Consider the following 20,586-nt stretch of genomic DNA (forward strand, 5'->3'; position numbering starts at 1 on the left):
CTATTTCCTCCACTAATTTAAAAATTTTTGATTGTCAGGACTTATTACATAATTTTTGATACTACGGGCATAGTTAGTTTGATCATTAATATCGATCACACAAAAGCCGATTTGCATACGACCATCTTCATCAACATCAAACTTAGTTGGACGTTGGGTTAGGAAACGTGTGATGATTGGTTCTTCTTTAACACCAAGAATACCGTCGTATGAGCCAGTCATACCAACGTCAGTTAAATAAGCCGTCTTCTTATCAAAGACACGAGCATCATTAGTTTGCACATGAGTATGAGTCCCAACCACTGCTGAAACACGACCAGTCAAATACTTGGCAGTTGCAATCTTTTCACTAGTTGTTTCGGCGTGAAAATCAACAAACTTAACCGCATCCTTATCTAAAGTTGGTAATAATTTATCAAATGCCAAAAATGGATTATCCAAAGGCTGCATCAAGGCAGTCCCTTGCATATTAATAATGTAAACTTTTTTCTGATTGACCTTTTTTTCGATCACACCACGACCAGGCACATCGTCACCTGAAAAGTTATATGGACGCAAAATACTCTTCTTAGGATCGTCAATGAAGTCTAGAACTTCACGCTTATCCCAAATATGGTTACCACCAGACACTACATCAGCTCCGGCTACTTGGATTCTTTGGTAATCATCAACCTTGATACCTTTACCGCCATTAGCATTTTCACCATTAACGATAGTCAGTTGTGGTTTAACTTTCTGCTTGATCTCTGGCAAATAAGTTTCCACTGTCTTGAGGCCGATCTTGCCAACGACATCCCCAACGAAAAGTATTTTCATTATATAAAATTCCCCCATCTTTACCTATGATATTGTATCAATATTGTTGAAAATTAAAAAGAGACTGGGCTTATATTATGTGTGCCGCCGAAGGATGTGAGGGAGTGGGCTCGCAATTGGACCGACACGAGCCTAGGTCTCGTCGTCTCGATTTTGAGCTTTGCTTACGCAAATCTCAAAATCGTCCATGCCGTAAGGACGGAAGTTCACCGTCCCAACGGCATTTGCACTGCTGGTCCACACCCTCACATTCTTCAGCTAATTTCATTTAAGACCATAAATCGTCAAATGCGAATCATTAACTAATACAGTCAAAGACTCCAAAATATCAACGTAAAAAATATAGTATACCAACTGAATAGTATAGAAAATAAGCCAGTGGTTTCGAGTAATGGAATCAGTTACGCAAGTGGTGTAGAATGGCGATTTTCCGTTCGTACACCACCGACGATTCTGAGATTTGCGCAAGCAAAGCTCAAAATCGAGTCTCAAGACCACGGCTTGAGACGTTCGCGTAACAGATGGAATTACTCGAAACCACTGGCGGCAACAACCCCACAAAAAAAATAGCCCGACACAATAGCCGAACTACTTAAAAAAACTATTTAGCTTGTTGAACATCTCCGAATGAAACAAACTCATTAGTTGAAACTCTGAAGTAAGTTATATGATCAACTGTGATCATTCTATCTGTACGCCAATATGAACCCGGTGCTAGTGCACGACTGGAGTTCTTAATTAATTGACCACTATTGTCATAAAGTGAAACTGGTTTGCTTCCATTCACATAGACAACTTGATCAGTTGGTTGATAGAAATAAACGTCACTGCTGTCAACATAAGCATTAGATGAAACACGATAATAAACTTCATTACCAATATAACGTTCATTATCTGTCTTCCAAGAAGTCCCTTCATTTAGGCTAGCAGAGATCTTATTTCCATTAATATCATATAGTTGAGCTGAACTGGCAGTGACAGTTACTCCATAGTTGCCATTGTTAAGATCCAATGTATTAGTATCTGTTCCATAGCCATCCTTAATTGAAATATCGCCTGTATTTGAAGCTGATGTATCAGTATCAGCAGCTTGAACTGTCGTTGCCCCCACGCTCAAAGCTAACAAAATAATAATACTGCTTAGTAGACTCTTTTTCATAATGCTCTCCCCTTAGTAAATACCTATTACACCCCCATCCTAACATTAAGAATTTGCTTTGAAGCACTTTTAATAAAACTTATTTAAAGACTCAAAAGTTGGCGATGTTCTGTTACTCTATCAGTTTTTATTCTACAAACGAAACATCTGATAATGAAGCAAACTCATTAGTTGAAACTCGGTAATAACTAACATGATCAACCGTAATAACCCTATCAGTTCTCCAAGATGATCCAGGTGCTAGAGCACGATTAGAATCCTTGATCAACTGACCCTGATTATTGTAAAGGACAACTGGCTTATCTCCCAAAGTCTTGATCACATCGTTAATTGGTTTATAAAGATAAACATCACTACTATTTACATATCCATTTGATGAGACCCGATAATAAACTTCGTTGCCAATATAACGCTCGTTGTCAGTTTTCCACGACGTTCCACTATCGAGACTAGCTGAGATCTTTTCACCATTGATATTGTATAGCTGAGCTGAACTCGATATAACAGTTACACCAAAATCATCAAGATCTTGAGTATTAGTTATTGTGCTACCATCCTCGTTGGTAATTGTATAGTCACCATTATTGTTTGTTACCGTTTTGGCCGCTTGAACCGTTGTTACTCCAGTACTTAACGCAAGTAAAATTACTATACTGCTCATTAGATATTTTTTCATAACAAGTTTCCTCCGACTAGACCCTCTTCATTAATATTTTCTAGCTAATCGAATCATAACATGCGTACCATTTTAATAAAACACCTGTATACAACAAAAGAGCAATATCATAATTTAAATATGATATTGCTCTCTTTTGTATAGTTGAATTTCAAAATTAGTCGGAAGGACTGAGAATATCCACCAGCTATGAGAGTGGCGTTATTGCTTTAGCAATTACACCACCGGACGAGTTTGGAGAATTACCGGTTTGTGGTAAGTCTTCAAACCGAGGGACGAGACCAAGGCTCGGCCCGTTCCGCATAGCAGGTGAATATTATCAGTCCTGGAGACGGCAAGAATACTATACCTTTGCCACCAAACTGTCAGGATCAAAATCATTAGTAAATTCAGCCAAATGCACCAAATTACGCAAATAATCATGTGTCGTAGCTTCATAATGATACTTCAATCCCAACTCATAAATGTAGCCATTGATATAGTCAACCTCAGTTGGTCGATGCTTAGACATATCCTGATACATTGATGGATAGTGCAGTGGCATGCCTTTAGTAGAAGCAACCTGAATGGCTTCCCACTCCTGTTCACGAGTATTCAATAAAGTAATCCCCGCTCTTTCACAGACATCAAAAGCTTCGTTTATCAACTGCTTACTCAAGGCTTCTGTCGTTGGTGCTTGAATAAATTCACCCATTTTAATACCAAACATGGTACAGAGTGTGTTACAGACAGAATTCAAAATAACTTTAGCCATCAATGTTCCTTGAAAATTAGTCGTGATCTCGGGATTCAGATTAGCTTTAGTGAAGTCATCCGCAATCTGTTGTGTCATTTCGTCTGGTGTCTCATTTTGATTAACCAGTTTCATACTTCCGGCACCAGATGGTCCCATGAAATCAACATCCCCAGGTCCATTTAAAACAGTCGCAATCATAGCTGTTCCACTGATAACTTTATCTTCAGCAAAATATTGATCAAGTTTTTCAATGTGTCCCATACCGTTCATTGGTGCTACAACGTATTGTTGTTTCGTAAAGAGATGTCCGGCACGCTTTAGAGCATCTTCAAGCTGCATCTGCTTAACAAAGACGATCCAAACATCCGGATCTCCTGAATAATCTTCTGGCGATGAAATATTGATCGGTACTAAATGTTTATTCTCACCATCTCTAGATACAAAGACACCATTTTGCTTTGTGACTGTTTCAATTTGTTTATCCCAAATATCGACAAAATCAACTGGAAAACCTGCTTCTTGTAACAGCACTCCATATCTCAAACCCATAGCTCCTGCACCTAATACTGCATATTTCATAAATAGCCGCCTCCAAATTATATGTTGTTAAGCATTATTAGATACTTTTTAATAAATGTCAAGCCATTATAATAAATTCGGCGTCAGTATTTTAATAATAACAAATAAAAATTAAAACAGTCCTAGTAAGAATACGGCAATAATTGGAACAGCTAACGACGGTAAAAGATTTAAAACACTGATTTTCTTTATCTCTAACAATCCTAAACCAGATGCCAAAATTAGAATCCCCCCAACGATCGTCAACTCATTGATCATATTTGTATTCAAAGCACTCTGGAAGAATAAGGCAATCATATAAATACTGCCTTGCCAAGCCAATACAGCAATTGCTGCAAAAGCTATCCCTAGTCCAAAAGTCGATGCTAAAACAATCGAAGTAATTCCATCCAACATCCCATTAGTAAACAAGAAAGTATAATCGTGCTTCAAAGCTGCTTCAATTGGACCAAGGATCGACAGAGAACCGATACAGTACAGCAAAATAGCTGTTGCCAATCCTTCCGCTAAATTGCCACCAGAGAATTTTCCTACTAACTTATCGAATCTCGTTTGCAAATCGATCCACTGTCCAAACAATCCACCAATAGCCAAACTAACGATAAATAAAACGGGATAGTGACTTTGGGGCATATGTTGCACCACAGCGTTTATCCCAATTACCATTGCCGCTAATCCTAGTCCCTGCGTTAAAATCTTCTGAAATTCTGGTTTCATTCCTTTATGCAAAAATCTACCAATAACACTACCAATAAGTATCATCGACACATTAAAAATTGTTCCAATCATATTTATGTCCCCCACAATTAAATATGACTAATATAAACTCTCATGTTACTAGAGAGTCAATAAAAGATTAAAAAAAGAGTGTGACAAAACATGGTCAACTTTCGAGCATTAAGGCAAATGGCTCCAGTAATCCGAATTTGGATTACTGGAGCCATTTGTTTTAAACGGAAAAAGCTATGTTTTGTTACACGTTTATGCCACATGTTTAAGATGGAAATAGTTATGTCACGGTTCCTTAAAATAATTGCATGATTGCCACTACTACTATCGGCACAATCAACGATGGTAACAAATTAACTATATTTATCTTCTTTATTTCTAGTAACCCTAGACCTGAAGCAATTATTAGAATTCCCCCAACAATTGTTAATTCTGTGATCATATCTTGATTGATGGAGTTCTGCAATAACAGCGCAACCCCATAAATACTACCTTGCCAGATAAATACAGCCACAGCTGAAAAGGCTATCCCAATACCAAAAGTCGACGCTAATACTACTGAAGTTATCCCATCTAGAATCCCATTAGTAAATAAGAACGTCATATCGTGTTGCAGAGCCTCTTGAATCGGGCCAAGGATAGATAAAGAACCGATACAATATAATAGAATAGCTGTTGCCAAACCCTCGGCTAAATTTCCACTGGAAAACTTTCCAACAAAATCATCAAATCGCTTTTGTAAATTGATCCATTCACCAAGCACCCCTCCGACTGAAAGACTAACAATAAACAAGACTGGATAGTTGCTCTTAGGCATATACTCCACTACCGCATTGATCCCGATTGCCATTGCCGCTAGTCCCAGTCCCTGTGTCAAAATTCGTTGATATTCCAACTTGATACCATTGTGGAATAATTTACCTAAAATACTGCCGCCAATAATCATTGCTACATTAAATAGTGTCCCAATCATTATTACTCTCCTCTTATGTAAGCGATTACACCATCTACAATAATAGACTCTCTAGTAACTATAGGGTCAATATGATTGAGCAAAATTTAGAATTTATCTGACCGGTAATCTAATTTCTGTAACGTATTTGTCAAAATCATTCGTAATGCCATAATCGATCAAAGTAATCTCGATCGCATCGTCAATAATTGTTAATAAATGATCCTGACAATATTTGATTAGTTGACGATAGGACTCGGCTGAATTTTCATGTGTTCCATGAAATCTGATCCGTAAATATGAACCCGCTGATAAGAACGATGTTGCCTCTCTCTCATCCCCAGACTCTAAAATCATCAAAATTCCGCTATACTGATTGAATTTATTAGCCAACATATTTTGCTTACTTAGTGATAAGGCAATTTTTCCAAGAAATATCGCCTGATCCAAGCCATATTTTCTCCGCAAGGCAGTTAAAGGAACCTCAATATCTTCACTTAACTGATAATTTCTCCTCAAATAAACGATTGGTGTTTCTGGTAAATTTAAATATTCTATTTTACCGAGAACAGAATTTTTAGCATCACGCACCTGTTTCAAACGTGAAGTTATCCGACCATTGACTGCTTGAAGTGTCTTCATCTGTTGTTCCACTTCGGCCTGTTGTTTCTCCAAGAGATTTTCCAAAGTAGATATATCACGGGCATCGAAGAATTTCTTAATATCAGAGATAGGGACGTCAAGCGCACGCAAATATTTGATCACATTTAAACGCTCAAATTCTTCAGTTGAATAGTAGCGATAGTGTGATTCTGGATCAACTTTGGCCGGTTTCAAAATACCGACATCATCGTAGTATCTTAAAGTAGGTATTTTAATATCATATAATTTTGATAATTGTCCGATAGTGAATAATTGATCCATTGATATATGCCTCAAGTGTTTTTCTTTAATTTTAGCATAAAAAATAACCATCCCTGTGTTGGTGTAGGGATGGTTATTAATTGTCTAATTAATGGTTTTATTTTTGAAACTTTACTTTTTGTTCTTAGAAATTTAATTCTTAAATCAAGTGGAGATATAGTGAAGTGTTTCAGATTGGTTGTCTGAAACGAGTTCCACAAAACAACTTCCTGTGCTTACTACGAACAATCTGCATGCCACTTCGTGACACTCCGATTATCCTAGAATGCTCAGAAGTTAATCGTTTTGTTACACTCTCTACATCATTCCGCCCATTCCTGCTGGTCCACCAGCACCGGCACCGGCTGCTGGTGCAGCTGGAGCGTTCTTATCTGGTTTTTCAGCAACAACTGCTTCTGTTGTCAACAACAATGCAGCAACACTGGCAGCGTTTTGTAATGCTGAACGTGAAACCTTAGTTGGGTCGATGATTCCGGCCTTAACCATGTTTTCCCACTTGTCAGTTGCAGCGTTGTAACCAACTTCAGGCTTTTCACCCTTCATGTGTTCAACGATAACTGAACCTTCAAGACCAGCATTTTCAGCGATTTGACGTACAGGTTCTTCAAGAGCTCTAACAACGATATTAATACCTGTTTGAACGTCGCCTTCACCCTTAACAGCCTTAACTGTATCGATGATATCTAGGAATGCTGTACCACCACCAGCAACGTAGCCTTCTTCAACGGCAGCACGTGTGGCGTTTAGAGCATCTTCAATTCTGTATTTACGTTCTTTCAATTCTGTTTCAGTAGCAGCACCGACTTTAACAACGGCAACACCACCAGCAAGTTTAGCAAGACGTTCTTGTAACTTCTCACGGTCAAAATCAGAATTTGATTCAGCAATTTGTTTCTTGATTGTTTCAACACGTTCGCTAATAGCGCCCTTGTCGCCAGAACCTTCAACAATTGTTGTGTTATCCTTTGTAACTGTAACCTTACCAGCTGTACCTAATTGATCCATAGTTGTATCCTTTAGTTCAAGACCAAGGTCAGAAGTAATAACTTGAGCACCTGTCAAAGTAGCAATATCTTCCAATTGTTCCTTACGACGATCACCAAAGCCAGGAGCTTTAACAGCAACGACATTGAATGTTCCACGAATCTTATTCAAAACAAGTGTTGGTAGAGCTTCACCGTCAATATCATCAGCAATGATCAACAATGCTTTACCTTGTTGAACGATTTGTTGTAGTAATGGCAAGATATCTTGAATATTTGAGATCTTCTTGTCTGTTACCAAGATATATGGGTTATCAAGGTCAGCTTCCATCTTATCGTTATCAGTAACCATGTATTGTGAAATGTATCCACGATCGAATTGCATACCTTCAACAACATCAAGTGTTGTATCAATACCCTTTGATTCTTCGATTGTGATAACACCATCGTTACCAACTTTTTCCATAGCGTCGGCAATCAAGTTACCTGTCTCTTCACTAGCTGAAGAAACTGATGCTACTTGGGCAATATCTGACTTGCCAGAAACCTTGTGTGATACCTTGTGTAATTCATCAACAGCTGCTTTAGTAGCCTTCTCAATACCTGTTCTGATTCCAACAGGGTTAGCACCAGCAGTAACGTTCTTCATACCTTCTTTGATGATTGCTTGGGCTAATACAGTAGCTGTAGTAGTACCATCACCGGCAATATCATTTGTCTTTGAAGCAACTTCAGAAACAAGCTTTGCGCCCATGTTCTCAAAGTGATCTTCTAATTCAATACTTTTAGCAATAGTAACACCATCATTTGTGATCTCAGGTGAACCATAACTCTTTTCTAGAACAACATTTCTACCCTTAGGTCCGATAGTTGTTTTTACTGTGTCAGCAAGCTTGTTAACACCGTCCAACATCTTTGAACGTGCATCTTCTGAAAATTTAATTTCTTTAGCCATTATTCACACTCCAATTATCATTTAAATTTTTATATAATGTTTATTATTCAACGATTGCCATGACATCTTTTTCATGAAGGATTAAATATTCATTGTCATCGTATTTAACGTTTGAACCAGCATACTTATCAAAGAGAATCTTGTCACCAACTTTAATACTCATTGGTAACTTCTTTCCATCTTCCGTTACGGCTCCTGCACCTACAGCAACTACCTCTGCTGTTTGTGGTTTTTCTTTAGCGTTGTTAGCTAAAACAATGCCGCCAACTGTCTTCTCTTCTTCTTTATCGACTGTTACAATAACTCTGTCTCCAAGTGGTTTTAACAATTTGAATCCCTCCGATGATTAAAATTTTTAAACTTTAGCACTCGAACTTGTCTTGTGCTAATCACATGTTTAATATTAACATTTTCTTGTGAACATGCAAGTATTTACATTCAAAAAAATTAAGGAGAACCTATGACTTATTTCAAAAATCAATTCACGACCCTCTTGATTTACATCCTCTTACTTTTTACAGGATCAGTCCTGACCATGCTTAAAGTAACCGGTTCCAGCTATTTCATCATCTTAACTATTGCCGCTATTATCGCTACTGGACTTATGGTTTATCTAACTCAAAAAAGTTCCCCAAATAATATTGAGGAACAGACAAGTACCTCTGACAAAATCAAATGGATCATCATTGGTACCGTTGGAGCACTTGTTATTCAAATTGGGATCAGTTTAATAGAAGAACTGGTTTTACACCACAGTATAGCCTCGGCTAATACCACACAATTACTTACACTAGTGACGGCCTATCCTTACTATTTCATCTATGTTTTGATCTGTGCACCGATAATGGAAGAAATCGTCTTTAGACGTTTGTTCTTCTCAAACTTGATCACACTGACTAATGTTTACTGGGCCGGCATCATCTCGGCTGCCTTCTTTGCCTTTATGCATCAAGACACACGATTTGCTATCTACGTAGGAATGGGATTGTGGTTCGCCTTTGTCTACTACAAATCAAAGAATATCTACATCAGTGCTGCCAGTCATCTGATCATGAATACAATTGTTGTTATTGCTAGTTTCTTTATATAATTTTATCCAAAAAAAAGTGTGCCCGCAGGCACGCTTTTTTAATCTCCACGTTTATAACTAGCAACATACTTCTTCCGCTGATCGTCATCGAATTCATTTTCACTCTTAGCGATAATGATCGTAGCTAGTGAATTACCGACAACGTTAACGGCTGTACGTCCCATATCGACTAGACGGTCGATACCGGCGATAAATGTTAATCCTTGCATTGGTACACCAATTGTTGAAACAGTGGCTAACAATACAACGAATGAAGCTCCTGGAACACCTGCCATACCTTTAGATGTCAGCATCAAGACAACGACCAGTGTGATCTGTTGTCCGATCGACAAATCAATATGATAAGCCTGAGCTAAGAATAAGGCGGCTAATGATTGATAAATTGCTGAACCATCAAGGTTAAATGTATATCCCGTTGGGATAACGAATGAGACGATACCTTTACTTGCTCCATAATCTTGCATTTTTTCCATCATCTTAGGCAATGCAGCTTCTGAACTAGCAGTTGTAAAGGCCAAGACAAATTCGTTCTCAATGATCCTGAATAATTCAAAGAAATCTACATGGAAAATCCGACCAACAATGTACATAACAACGAAAACGAAGAATGCCATTGTTGCATAGGCGATAACAATAAATAATGCCAGTGGCTTGAGGGATGCAAATCCCATCTCACCAACGGTAACCCCGATCAAAGCACAGACACCGATTGGAGCTGTACGCATAACCCAATTTGTTACTTTGAACATAACATTTGCTACGGCATTCAATAGATCAGTAATGATCTTACCTTGTTTACCAAGTGAAGCCGTTCCTAGTCCAAATAGAACTGAGAAGAAGATAACTGGCAACATGTCACCTTTACCCATAGCGGCAAAGATATTTGTTGGGATGATCCCCATCAAAACTGACCAAACACCTGAATGCTTAGCACTTGAAGCAGAGGCCGTATATTGCGAAATACTTGAACCCTTTAGATCATTGATGTTGATATAAGTACCTGGGTGTGTAATATTAGCAACCAAAATACCAATAATAATAGCTAGTGTCGTCATAACCTCGAAGTAAATCAAAGTTTTTAGACCGATACGACCTAGTTTTCTAATGTCACCCATGTTAGCAATTCCGACAGTCAAACATGAGATAACAATAGGTAAAACAATCATTTGAATTAATGAAATGAACATTGTACCAATGTTCTGCATGACTGTTATAGCAGCCTTATTGTGATAAAAGACCTGCCCTAAAATTATACCTAGAACTAGACCGATAATAATTTGCCAGCCTAAACTAAGCCGAAAAAACTTTTGCTTTTGCAATTTAGAAGCCCCCTTAAAGCGTCGAGTTATATTATAGCAGATTATCTTTAATCAAATTAAATTTTTTTAATGGATTTTGAGAATTTTTTAAATTGATCTTGCCAATCCTTTGGTCTGTCAGTAAATAAATTATGTCCGGCATCATTCAAAACCATTATTTGAATTTCATTTGCTGGATTTAATAGTCCAAGTTGATCTCTATAACCAACTATTTGGTCGTTTGTCCCCAAAAGGATCGTCACATCACTATTATTTGAAGTAAGATCTGCTACTAACTCTTTTTCAAATGAAAAGCTGTAATTGTGACTAGCTTTTATCTGGTTCCAAAATGCAAGATTGAACTTATTAGCTCCAGGAATAATTGCTTTTTGATAGTTATCCCAAGCCTTTAAATTGATCAAGACATTCATATCAAGAAACTTTTGGTAGTTAGGATCAGTTGTTTCTAACTTCTCTTGAATAATATTCTTATGAGCACTAATATCACGATTTTCTTTATCTGCATGGACCACCGGACAGGTAAGAAATGCCGATTCAATTTTTGATCCAAGCTTATCGATCAATCCTAAGCAGATATATCCACCGTAAGAATGTCCACAGATAGCAATGCTTTGATCACCAGTAATTTGATTGATAAAGTCGATGACTAATCTCAAGACATCATCAGAATTATGAACCAAGGAAACATCTTGTGAATCCCCCATTCCTGGAAGGTCGAGATAAATCCTTTTGATTCCCGTCGTCATAAGCGGTTCATAGTTTTCGATCATACTAGTTGAATCCTGACTCATTCCATGAAAGAAATAAACTGGAAAACCAGTTCCAACGATTTCATAATTCAGTTGCGTATTGTTTATAGTAATTTTCATATTTTGCTTCCCAACAAAAAAATGAGGTTGGAATTTCCATCCCAATCTCATAATGATTTATTTTTCACCAGATTCAGAGGCAATTATATCAAGACTTCCATCAAGTGTCCATTCGTTAACTGTTGCAGGAACAATCAAGTGAACACCCTTCTTCAAGTCGTAATCTTTGCCATCAACAGTAATTTTACCAGTACCGTTAATAACTGAAACCAAAGTGTATTTGCCAATATTATGTTTTAAAGTAACGGGTTCTTTAACTTCCCAACGATAAACAGCAAAGAATGGTGAGATAGGTGGTTGAACAAAAGTTGTAAATTTGTTCTTGCCCTCTGTCTTAGTCTGAATATCTAATTGTGGATCTTTGTGAGGAACCGTGATCGTATCCTCTGATTGTTTAATATGTAGTTCACGTTTCTTACCAGTACTCTTTTCAACACGGTCGTAATCATACAAACGATAAGTTGTATCACTACTTTGTTGCGTTTCAAGAGCCATGATTCCTTTATTCAAGGCATGAACTGTACCACTAGGAACGTAGAAGAAGTCACCAGTCTTAACAGGGACCTTTCTCAAAAGATCATCCCATTTACCTGATTCGATCATATCATCTAGTTCAGCTTTGTTTTTGGCATTGTGACCATAAATAAGATAAGAGCCCGGTTCAGCATCAATGATGTACCAGCATTCAGTCTTACCTAATTCATGTTCGTGCTTCCATGCGTAATCATTATCTGGATGGACTTGAACCGACAAGCTGGCCTCGGCATCTAGAATTTTGGTTAGTAATGGAAATACTTTGCCTTTTGGATCACCAAATAATTCACCGTGATTTTTCCATAAATCATCGATAAATTGTCCAGCAAATTCGCCATTCTCAACTTCAGAACGACCATGGGGATGACCGGAAATTGCCCAGCATTCTCCTATATCACCTGCGGGTAAATCGTAATCAAATTTCTCTAATTTACGACCACCCCACATCTTCTCATGAAAAACAGGTTTCAAAAATAATGGCTCCACGTTAGAATCCCCCAATTTTTAGTCTTCGTTTTCCTCTAATGACTTATCGCGATCCAAGAAGAAAATCAAAGTCTGTAATTCGTTTGCCAAGTCAACATAATGTACACGAATGGAACTTGGCACATTAATAATTACTGGTGTAAAGTTCAAGATTCCCTTTACTCCAGCATCTGCCAAAAGGTTCGCCGTAACTTGTGCTGCATTTGATGAAACTGTTAGAATACATACATCGATCTGTTGTAAATCTAACTGTTCTTTTATTTCAGAGACATCATAAACAGGCACACCGCTCTTGACTGTACCAACGATCGATTGATCAATATCAAAAGCTGCGGCAATTCTTACATTATTTGTTCTAGCAAAGTTATAATTTAATAAGGCGTTACCCAAATTACCGACACCGACTAAGGCAACATTAGTCCGTTTGTCTTGATTGAGTAATTTCTTAAAGAAGGCGACAAGCTCATCTACATCATAACCGTACCCTCTCTTACCTAAAGCTCCCAAGTATGAGAAGTCACGTCTTATTGTAGCACTGTCAATTTTGACGCCCTCAGATAATTCTCCTGAGGAAACTTTTTGCGTGCCTTCATCTTTTAAGAACTGGAAATACCTATAATAAATAGGTAACCTTTTAATAGTTGCGTTTGGAACTGTTGTTTTTGTCATATCTACCACCAATGTGCGTTATTTCACTAATATTTATAGTAAATAAAATTAAGCAAAAACGCAATAGATTAAGCCTATAAAGAATTATTTTTTACAAATAATGATAAAATTGTGAATATGTAAAGGGGTATTTAACTTGATTTTATTACAAGCTCAGAACATTACTAAAAACTTTGGAACTAAAAAACTCTTCGAAAATGTCAATTTTGAAGTTCAAGATAACAGTCGTATCGGCCTTGTAGGGCGAAACGGTGTTGGTAAATCAACGCTTCTCAAGATCATTTCTGATCAAGAAAGTTATAGCGATGGAAACATTGCCCTCAAAAAAGACACTAATATCGGTTACCTAGCTCAGGATTCCGGTTTAGACCGCGACAATATCATTTTCGATGAGATGGAAAAGATTTTTGACTATCTCAAGAAACAAGAAAAACAGATGCATGACCTTGAAGCTAAACTAGCCGACAACACGACCAAAGACTATGATCAAATTCTAAAACAATATGATCAATTACAAAATACTTTTCGACAAGAAAATGGTTACGGCTACCAATCTGAGATCCGTAGTGTCCTCAAAGGATTCGGCTTTGAAGAAGACGTCTGGCACGATAAGATCTCTACTCTCTCAGGTGGTGAGCGTTCACGTCTAGCTATGGCTAAAATGCTTTTGGAACACCATGATATTCTGTTACTTGACGAACCGACAAACCACTTGGATATCGGCACGGTTGAGTGGCTGGAAGGCTATCTAAAAAACTATCGTGGTGCTTTAGTTATCATCTCCCATGATCAGTACTTCCTAGATAAAGTCGTTACTGAAATCGTTGAGATCAATCACCATTCATCAAAGCACTATTCTGGTAACTACACTTTCTATCTACAAGAAAAGAAGAAGAATCAACAAGTCGAGTGGAAACATTACGAAGAACAACAGGCTGAAATCAAGAAGACAGAGGAATATATCCAAAAGAATATTGTCCGTGCTTCTACTACTAAGATGGCTCAAAGTCGCCGTAAAAAGCTGGAAAAGATGGATGTCATGGACCGTCCCGGTTCTGATCAAGCTTCAGCACACTTCAGCTTTCAGATCGACAAAGAGAGCGGTAATGATGTTTTGCTGATCAAAGATGCCGCTATTGGCTATGAAGATCACATCATGTCAGAACCGATCAACCTGGATGTCAAAAAAGGTGAACGAATTGGTATTATTGGACCTAACGGAATTGGTAAATCTACCCTCCTAAAATCGATTCTCGACCAGATACCTTTGATCAAAGGTACTTACCAATTTGGAGCCAATGTTCAAGTTGGTTACTATGACCAGAATTTGACAAATTTGGACCCACGTAAAGATGTACTTCACGAGATCTGGGACCTCCACCCGCTACTCGATGAACAGATAATTCGTAACATTTTAGGATCATTTTTATTCAGTGGCGATGATGTCCTGAAACCAATTTCTGGACTCTCCGGTGGCGAAAAAGCTCGTCTTACTTTGACTAAATTATCAATGGAACACGATAACTTCTTAGTGATGGATGAGCCAACTAACCATTTGGACATCGATAGTAAGGAAGTTTTGGAAGATGCCTTGAGCAACTTTGACGGGACTGTCCTCTTCGTATCCCATGACCGTTACCTGTTGAACACACTAGCTGATCGTATCGTCGATATCGGAGCTAGCGGAAGTAAGATCTATCTTGGTGATTACGATTATTATTTGGAGAAAACGACTGATACTCCGACTGAAGAAAGCGGCTCTAGCCATAACGTCAGCGAGAAAAAGGTCGAGTATCAACAATCTAAAGAACAGCAAAAACAAGAACGTAAGATCCGTCGTCAAGTTGAACAATTGGAAAAAGAAATCTCTGAACTGGAAGAAAAGAATTCCGCCATTCAACTAGAAATGACTAAAGAAGAAAATCTTACTTCATATACTAAGTTGGCTGATTTCCAAAAAGAATTAGATGAGAACAAAGCTAAACAAAGTGATCTGGAAGATGAATGGACTGAAAAGTCATTGGAGTTGGAAGATTTAGGCGAATAATTGTCTTTAATGAAATAATTTGCTAATATTCTAAGAACAAACAACTTAGGAGATCAAATGAAAAACAGACAAGAAAATTTCTTTATCCGCTTTTTCAAGGGTGTCGTTATCGCCTTAGGATTCATATTACCCGGAGTTTCCGGGGGTGTTTTAGCAGCTATTTTGGGAATTTATGAACGACTGCTCCACTTTATGGCTCATTTTAGAAAGAACTTCAAAAAAGACTTTATGTATTTTTTGCCAGTTGGTATAGGTGGAATTGTCGGAATTGGTCTACTATCTAAGCCATTAGAATTTCTCTTAGCTCATTATCAAGTTATCGTGCTGTGGGGTTTTGCTGGAGCAATTATTGGAACCCTGCCTGCTCTGATCAAAGAATCAACTTCTCGGTCAAAAAGAGATTTCGTCGATATTAGTTGGTTTTTCGCAATGTTGATTTTAGGAGGACTCTTCCTCTTTTTCATGAGTGAAATATTTGGGACCATTCCTGCTAACTTCTTTGGATTTGTGATTGCTGGGATGCTGATTGCCCTGGGTGTATTAGTACCCGGACTTAGCCCTTCAAACTTACTGTTGATTTTAGGACTCTACACGCCAATGCTGACCGGATTTAAAAATTTCGACATTGCGGGAGTATTTCTACCGATCGCCGTTGGTGGAATTATTGCCATGATTCTCTTCTCCAAAGGAATGGAATATTTGATCCAACATCACCACTCAAGGGTCTACCATTTCATTTTAGGAATCGTGGTTGCTAGTACGATCTTGATACTGGTGCCAAATCCTTATTCCGAAGAAACCATATCTTATGCTGGAATCACTGGCATGACAATCACGCTCAGTGTTATTACTTTTATCCTTGGAACATTATTAGGTCTATGGATGAGTAAATTAGAAGATAAATACAAATAAAAAAGTCGACTTTCGAGTCGGCTTTTAAAATACCCTAGCTAAATTTTGAACCTTCTTATAACCTAGATTTAAAATTTCCTGTGCATGTTCTGGATCAAAATCCATTCCTTCTACAAATACACTCTGGAAATCAGAGACACCCATAATATTAAAGACAGTCTTTAAATACTTGTCCCCTAAGTCTAAATCTTTCATGTTACCTGCGTTGGCACCGTGAAAACGATCCCCACTGGATTGCAGATGTAGCGCCTTTTTTGAATGTAGATTACCTTGTAATTTTGCCTGATCATCATATTCAAACGTGTCTGGAATTTGCATGACAAGATCCAAATAACTCTTCATCTCTGCTGGCAAGAAAAAATTATACATGGGATTTACAAAGACGTACTTGTCTGATTCCACAAACTCATCTACATATGATTGTCGAACCGAATTGATTGCCCGCTCGTGCCTAGTGAATGTTATTCCGCTGGCTTTCTTGTTGTAAATAGATAGAGCCGTTTCATCAAATGGTAGATGTGGTTCATCGGAGACATTATGTTCGATGATCGTATCATTGGGATGTGATTCTTGATATGATCCGATGAAGTTTTGATAGAGTTTGATACTTGTTGATAGTTTATCAGTTTTGGGATGAGCAATTATTGCTAAAAGTTGTGTCATGTAAATCCCCCCTTTTTGTTTATTTTAGCAAATTAGGGATTTTGGAGATATAAAAAGCACACCTACGTTGGGTGTGCTTAATCGATTGATTGTATTGAAATAATTTTAATATCTGCAATAACCATAGTTTCAATAATACTACCATGATAAAATGCAATTATTGAAAGAGAGGAATAAAAATGACAACTCAAGCAAGATCAATACGTATCGACTCAAACTTGGATAAAGCAATTAACGATTACTTAAAAGTTACAGGACAAAGTTTCAATAGTTTTGCTGAAACAGCGATGGCCGACAAATTAGAGGATCTGCTAGATATGAAAGATTATTCAAATGTCAAAATAAATGATGACGGTTCCAGGTTTACTGTGGATGAAGTGGTTAAAAAATTAGGTATTGATTTATAGGGGTTTGTTTGTAAACGGCTCAAGAAAAATGGATGAAAAGATAATAATTGAAGTTATCAAATTTGGATTAAGAAATAATGTTTAAAAAGATAGAAAAATAGGATTGTGCACTTAGCAAATGGGCCAGTATCTCAACATATATGACGATTCTGCCGGCTCATTTTTACTATTACTAAATCCTTAAGAGTACAAAAACAGGGAGATACAAATGGAAAAGACAAAAGATGTTTTACTATTACTAAATCCTTAAGAGTACAAAAACAGTAGTTGCATTATTTTATTCCATAGAGTAGTTTTACTATTACTAAATCCTTAAGAGTACAAAAACGTACCATCTAACCAATATTTACAATCGATTGTTTTACTATTACTAAATCCTTAAGAGTACAAAAACCTGTGGGGGCTACATATTTGCTGTTTTTTCGTTTTACTATTACTAAATCCTTAAGAGTACAAAAACGAAAGCGATGGATGATTGGATACAGAAGCTAGTTTTACTATTACTAAATCCTTAAGAGTACAAAAACATTACGTTAATTCAATTAATCCTGATCACTGTTTTACTATTACTAAATCCTTAAGAGTACAAAAACTGGGACATGTAATTGATGTGGTACATTCGCGTTTTACTATTACTAAATCCTTAAGAGTACAAAAACAACCGATTCACATAAATACATTTGATTGTAGTTTTACTATTACTAAATCCTTAAGAGTACAAAAACAAGGCTCTTGTGGCAGTATTTACTTGGTTGGTTTTACTATTACTAAATCCTTAAGAGTACAAAAACAGCTGTGATAGATACGATTTTGAAAAGGGTGTTTTACTATTACTAAATCCTTAAGAGTACAAAAACATTAAGGAGTTCTCCTTAATCCGCTGGAATGTTTTACTATTACTAAATCCTTAAGAGTACAAAAACATAAGTGCAAGCATTAGCTTCATTTGACGGGTTTTACTATTACTAAATCCTTAAGAGTACAAAAACATGGCCTTTGTTGTAATGGAGCTTGACGTAAGTTTTACTATTACTAAATCCTTAAGAGTACAAAAACATACGTTTGGAACGAGAAAACCGGCGAACCGTTTTACTATTACTAAATCCTTAAGAGTACAAAAACGAGGTAACTGGTAAAGCTGAGCCAATGATCGTTTTACTATTACTAAATCCTTAAGAGTACAAAAACATCAAGCTTGTTTTCTCCTAAGACACGGTAGTTTTACTATTACTAAATCCTTAAGAGTACAAAAACATAGCCTTAACGCCCGTATCATCAGTGACTGTTTTACTATTACTAAATCCTTAAGAGTACAAAAACCCAGAATATGACGAAATCAAGTGTAGAAACGTTTTACTATTACTAAATCCTTAAGAGTACAAAAACGTACGGTGCCTTTAACTTACCGGGCTTCGTGTTTTACTATTACTAAATCCTTAAGAGTACAAAAACACTTATCCGTTTTAATTTTCGGTGTATCTGGTTTTACTATTACTAAATCCTTAAGAGTACAAAAACGATGACTCAGGCCAATAACTATCTTAGTTGGTTTTACTATTACTAAATCCTTAAGAGTACAAAAACACTTGTTGCTGCTCCATATTCTTTAAAGAAGTTTTACTATTACTAAATCCTTAAGAGTACAAAAACGCAATGACCACAAATGATGGTTCGTCATAGGTTTTACTATTACTAAATCCTTAAGAGTACAAAAACCTCAAATAAAAAAAATTAACACGTTATCAACCTTCCAAAAATTTGGCTTCTGCATCTGTCAGTAACTGATCTTCAAAACTAAATGACGTCTCGTAGTTGAGAATCTCACTTACTACCTTCAATAATACCAAATCTTTGCTATTAAGAAACAATTTTTCTTTAATTCCAATATATGGAATAATCCGTTGCATTGATTCAACAAATTTCTCTTCACTACTATTAAATTCATTAGGATAATTATTCTTTACCGAGCGTAATAGTTCGTCAGTTGGCAACAACTGATCAAATTCATCAGCAGCCACGACAATTTTTTCTAAATCCGTTGCGTCTATTGGTAAATTATCAAGATTATTACCGATATAAACTACTCGCAAATCATATTCGCCCAATAACTCTTTTACCTCGATAAAGAAGTTATTTTTTTCGTACTGAGAAATAAAGCTGTCAACATTGTACAAAACAAGCCACGTTGGGTGACTATTCTTGCTCAATTTAAATCTCAAAAAGTTTAGAAATTCATCTAACAAACTTTCAGTATTCATAAATTCCAAAGGATAATTCTTCGAATTTTCTTGATAGTTTAATACTAAAAAATTCTTTAACATCTCAAGATAGTTTAGATCCTGAAAATTTACTCGCAAATTATTAGAATAGTTATCTAAGAATTCTTGAACCTTGATTTCTAAACGAAAATTCTCATTATTCATATTCTCAATTGCATGGTCAATATCAACATCATCACTCAGTCCATTCAGTAATTCATACAATAAAGTATCTTTCTTATACTGCATTTGTTGATAAATACTGTCTCGATTATTTATAAAGAAAACATCGTTATTTTTTACGGAAACCTTATCGCCATCAATATACAATTCGATATTATTATCTCCGTAAATATTAGAGGTCAGACTAGGACTACGGTTGAAGTAATAATATAAACTCCGAAATACCGTCCACAACTTCTTGTGATCAATTCCAGTTAAATAGACAATATCGTCAAAATCAAGATCCAAGAATTTTTGATTTTCTAACTCAATTTTTAATATCATATGATCACCAGATCCTTATTACCGACAACCGTTTCTTGTTTGCTCTTACTACCAACAAGAACCTGCATATCCTCAAATTGCTTTTCACTGACAGCCATAAGTCTGATCTCACCATTTTCTGGCAAAAAGTATTCAATTGCATTTTGATATTTCTTACCAGCTGAACGATTAGGAATCGAACGATAATAAACTGAATATTGTAGCATCATGAAACCATTTCTGATTAGTTCCTTTCTGAAGATACGGTATTGTCGCTGCTGTTTTGGTGTATCCATTGGTAAATCAAATAAGCACATCATTCTCATATTTTGATATT

The 20,586-nt window shown here is 36.7% G+C and carries 20 protein-coding genes and 1 CRISPR repeat array; of the genes, 4 read left to right on the forward strand and 16 right to left on the reverse strand.

Going from position 1 to position 20,586, the window contains the following annotated elements; genetic code table 11:
* Positions 1-12: 12 nt before the first annotated feature.
* The 9 genes from EKM60_RS08850 to groES form a co-directional block, all read right to left on the reverse strand.
* On the reverse strand, positions 13-816 hold the full coding sequence (locus EKM60_RS08850; protein WP_125714601.1) for a TIGR00282 family metallophosphoesterase: 804 nt from the start codon (positions 814-816) through the stop codon (positions 13-15).
* A gap of 601 nt (positions 817-1,417) precedes the next feature.
* Positions 1,418-1,975, reverse strand: coding sequence for an SLAP domain-containing protein (locus tag EKM60_RS08855; protein ID WP_125714602.1), 558 nt, complete (start codon positions 1,973-1,975; stop codon positions 1,418-1,420).
* A 127-nt stretch (positions 1,976-2,102) separates the two neighbouring features.
* Positions 2,103-2,651, reverse strand: coding sequence for an SLAP domain-containing protein (locus tag EKM60_RS08860; protein WP_125714604.1), 549 nt, complete (start codon positions 2,649-2,651; stop codon positions 2,103-2,105).
* Positions 2,652-2,994: 343 nt separating this feature from the next.
* Entirely contained in the window at positions 2,995-3,966 is a 972-nt protein-coding gene (locus EKM60_RS08865; protein WP_125714606.1) for a ketopantoate reductase family protein, read from the reverse strand.
* A 111-nt stretch (positions 3,967-4,077) separates the two neighbouring features.
* Complete coding sequence (locus EKM60_RS08870; RefSeq protein WP_125714608.1) at positions 4,078-4,755, reverse strand: DUF554 domain-containing protein; 678 nt, start codon at positions 4,753-4,755, stop codon at positions 4,078-4,080.
* Positions 4,756-4,990: 235 nt separating this feature from the next.
* Complete coding sequence (locus EKM60_RS08875) at positions 4,991-5,668, reverse strand: DUF554 domain-containing protein (RefSeq protein ID WP_125714611.1); 678 nt, start codon at positions 5,666-5,668, stop codon at positions 4,991-4,993.
* 93 nt (positions 5,669-5,761) lie between these two features.
* A complete protein-coding gene (locus EKM60_RS08880; RefSeq protein ID WP_164508375.1) occupies positions 5,762-6,571 on the reverse strand; it encodes a MerR family transcriptional regulator in 810 nt (269 codons plus the stop codon).
* A gap of 297 nt (positions 6,572-6,868) precedes the next feature.
* Positions 6,869-8,509 carry a chaperonin GroEL gene (gene groL / locus EKM60_RS08885; RefSeq protein ID WP_125714615.1) on the reverse strand — a complete coding sequence of 547 codons (1,641 nt, stop codon included), beginning with the start codon at positions 8,507-8,509 and terminating at the stop codon, positions 6,869-6,871.
* A gap of 43 nt (positions 8,510-8,552) precedes the next feature.
* The gene (groES, locus tag EKM60_RS08890; RefSeq protein ID WP_125593779.1) at positions 8,553-8,837 is read right to left on the reverse strand and encodes a co-chaperone GroES; all 285 of its coding nucleotides are present in this window, start codon (positions 8,835-8,837) and stop codon (positions 8,553-8,555) included.
* A 132-nt stretch (positions 8,838-8,969) separates the two neighbouring features.
* On the opposite strand from groES, the gene EKM60_RS08895 reads away from it, so the two are divergent.
* Complete coding sequence (locus tag EKM60_RS08895) at positions 8,970-9,599, forward strand: CPBP family intramembrane glutamic endopeptidase (RefSeq protein ID WP_225427034.1); 630 nt, start codon at positions 8,970-8,972, stop codon at positions 9,597-9,599.
* 38 nt (positions 9,600-9,637) lie between these two features.
* On the opposite strand, the gene EKM60_RS08900 is transcribed toward EKM60_RS08895, so the two are convergent.
* Genes EKM60_RS08900 through EKM60_RS08915 form a run of 4 tightly spaced genes read right to left on the reverse strand, consistent with a single transcriptional unit; the run spans position 9,638 to position 13,476 of the window.
* Complete coding sequence (locus EKM60_RS08900; protein ID WP_125714617.1) at positions 9,638-10,918, reverse strand: cation:dicarboxylate symporter family transporter; 1,281 nt, start codon at positions 10,916-10,918, stop codon at positions 9,638-9,640.
* 56 nt (positions 10,919-10,974) lie between these two features.
* Positions 10,975-11,787 (reverse strand): alpha/beta fold hydrolase, encoded by an 813-nt coding sequence (locus EKM60_RS08905; protein WP_164508376.1) that lies wholly within the window; start codon positions 11,785-11,787, stop codon positions 10,975-10,977.
* Between the two features lie 57 nt (positions 11,788-11,844).
* The gene (gene manA, locus EKM60_RS08910; protein WP_125714621.1) at positions 11,845-12,807 is read right to left on the reverse strand and encodes a mannose-6-phosphate isomerase, class I; all 963 of its coding nucleotides are present in this window, start codon (positions 12,805-12,807) and stop codon (positions 11,845-11,847) included.
* 18 nt (positions 12,808-12,825) lie between these two features.
* A complete protein-coding gene (locus EKM60_RS08915; protein ID WP_125714623.1) occupies positions 12,826-13,476 on the reverse strand; it encodes a redox-sensing transcriptional repressor Rex in 651 nt (216 codons plus the stop codon).
* Between the two features lie 136 nt (positions 13,477-13,612).
* Here EKM60_RS08915 and EKM60_RS08920 point away from each other — a divergent pair, with 136 nt between their 5' ends.
* The gene (locus EKM60_RS08920) at positions 13,613-15,523 is read left to right on the forward strand and encodes an ABC-F family ATP-binding cassette domain-containing protein (RefSeq protein WP_125714625.1); all 1,911 of its coding nucleotides are present in this window, start codon (positions 13,613-13,615) and stop codon (positions 15,521-15,523) included.
* A 57-nt stretch (positions 15,524-15,580) separates the two neighbouring features.
* On the forward strand, positions 15,581-16,435 hold the full coding sequence (locus EKM60_RS08925; RefSeq protein WP_125714627.1) for a DUF368 domain-containing protein: 855 nt from the start codon (positions 15,581-15,583) through the stop codon (positions 16,433-16,435).
* 24 nt (positions 16,436-16,459) lie between these two features.
* Here EKM60_RS08925 and EKM60_RS08930 read toward each other — a convergent pair whose 3' ends face one another.
* A complete protein-coding gene (locus EKM60_RS08930) occupies positions 16,460-17,098 on the reverse strand; it encodes an FMN-dependent NADH-azoreductase (RefSeq protein ID WP_125714629.1) in 639 nt (212 codons plus the stop codon).
* A gap of 179 nt (positions 17,099-17,277) precedes the next feature.
* On the opposite strand from EKM60_RS08930, the gene EKM60_RS08935 reads away from it, so the two are divergent.
* The gene (locus EKM60_RS08935) at positions 17,278-17,505 is read left to right on the forward strand and encodes a DUF6290 family protein (RefSeq protein WP_125714631.1); all 228 of its coding nucleotides are present in this window, start codon (positions 17,278-17,280) and stop codon (positions 17,503-17,505) included.
* A 160-nt stretch (positions 17,506-17,665) separates the two neighbouring features.
* Positions 17,666-19,221: a CRISPR direct-repeat array (repeat unit 36 nt; unit sequence GTTTTACTATTACTAAATCCTTAAGAGTACAAAAAC).
* A 26-nt stretch (positions 19,222-19,247) separates the two neighbouring features.
* Here the strand turns inward: EKM60_RS08935 and csn2-St are convergent.
* The gene (gene csn2-St / locus EKM60_RS08940) at positions 19,248-20,270 is read right to left on the reverse strand and encodes a CRISPR-associated protein Csn2-St (RefSeq protein WP_125714634.1); all 1,023 of its coding nucleotides are present in this window, start codon (positions 20,268-20,270) and stop codon (positions 19,248-19,250) included.
* Entirely contained in the window at positions 20,267-20,575 is a 309-nt protein-coding gene (gene cas2, locus EKM60_RS08945; protein WP_125714644.1) for a CRISPR-associated endonuclease Cas2, read from the reverse strand. The genes csn2-St and cas2 overlap by 4 nt, the downstream gene beginning before the upstream one ends.
* Positions 20,576-20,586: the final 11 nt, after the last annotated feature.

Source organism: Companilactobacillus kedongensis, from assembly GCF_003946625.1.
GTDB classification, from domain to species: domain Bacteria; phylum Bacillota; class Bacilli; order Lactobacillales; family Lactobacillaceae; genus Companilactobacillus; species Companilactobacillus kedongensis.

Coding starts and splice junctions, on each gene's coding strand:
- EKM60_RS08925 (WP_125714627.1), top strand. CDS start 15,581: ATGAAAAACAGACAAGAAAATTTCTTTATCCGCTTTTTCAAGGGTGTC.
- cas2 (WP_125714644.1), bottom strand. CDS start 20,575: ATGAGAATGATGTGCTTATTTGATTTACCAATGGATACACCAAAACAG.
- EKM60_RS08880 (WP_164508375.1), bottom strand. CDS start 6,571: ATGGATCAATTATTCACTATCGGACAATTATCAAAATTATATGATATT.
- EKM60_RS08895 (WP_225427034.1), top strand. CDS start 8,970: ATGACTTATTTCAAAAATCAATTCACGACCCTCTTGATTTACATCCTC.
- EKM60_RS08905 (WP_164508376.1), bottom strand. CDS start 11,787: ATGAAAATTACTATAAACAATACGCAACTGAATTATGAAATCGTTGGA.
- csn2-St (WP_125714634.1), bottom strand. CDS start 20,270: ATGATATTAAAAATTGAGTTAGAAAATCAAAAATTCTTGGATCTTGAT.
- groL (WP_125714615.1), bottom strand. CDS start 8,509: ATGGCTAAAGAAATTAAATTTTCAGAAGATGCACGTTCAAAGATGTTG.
- EKM60_RS08935 (WP_125714631.1), top strand. CDS start 17,278: ATGACAACTCAAGCAAGATCAATACGTATCGACTCAAACTTGGATAAA.
- EKM60_RS08870 (WP_125714608.1), bottom strand. CDS start 4,755: ATGATTGGAACAATTTTTAATGTGTCGATGATACTTATTGGTAGTGTT.
- EKM60_RS08930 (WP_125714629.1), bottom strand. CDS start 17,098: ATGACACAACTTTTAGCAATAATTGCTCATCCCAAAACTGATAAACTA.
- EKM60_RS08865 (WP_125714606.1), bottom strand. CDS start 3,966: ATGAAATATGCAGTATTAGGTGCAGGAGCTATGGGTTTGAGATATGGA.
- EKM60_RS08915 (WP_125714623.1), bottom strand. CDS start 13,476: ATGACAAAAACAACAGTTCCAAACGCAACTATTAAAAGGTTACCTATT.
- EKM60_RS08850 (WP_125714601.1), bottom strand. CDS start 816: ATGAAAATACTTTTCGTTGGGGATGTCGTTGGCAAGATCGGCCTCAAG.
- EKM60_RS08860 (WP_125714604.1), bottom strand. CDS start 2,651: ATGAAAAAATATCTAATGAGCAGTATAGTAATTTTACTTGCGTTAAGT.
- EKM60_RS08875 (WP_125714611.1), bottom strand. CDS start 5,668: ATGATTGGGACACTATTTAATGTAGCAATGATTATTGGCGGCAGTATT.
- EKM60_RS08855 (WP_125714602.1), bottom strand. CDS start 1,975: ATGAAAAAGAGTCTACTAAGCAGTATTATTATTTTGTTAGCTTTGAGC.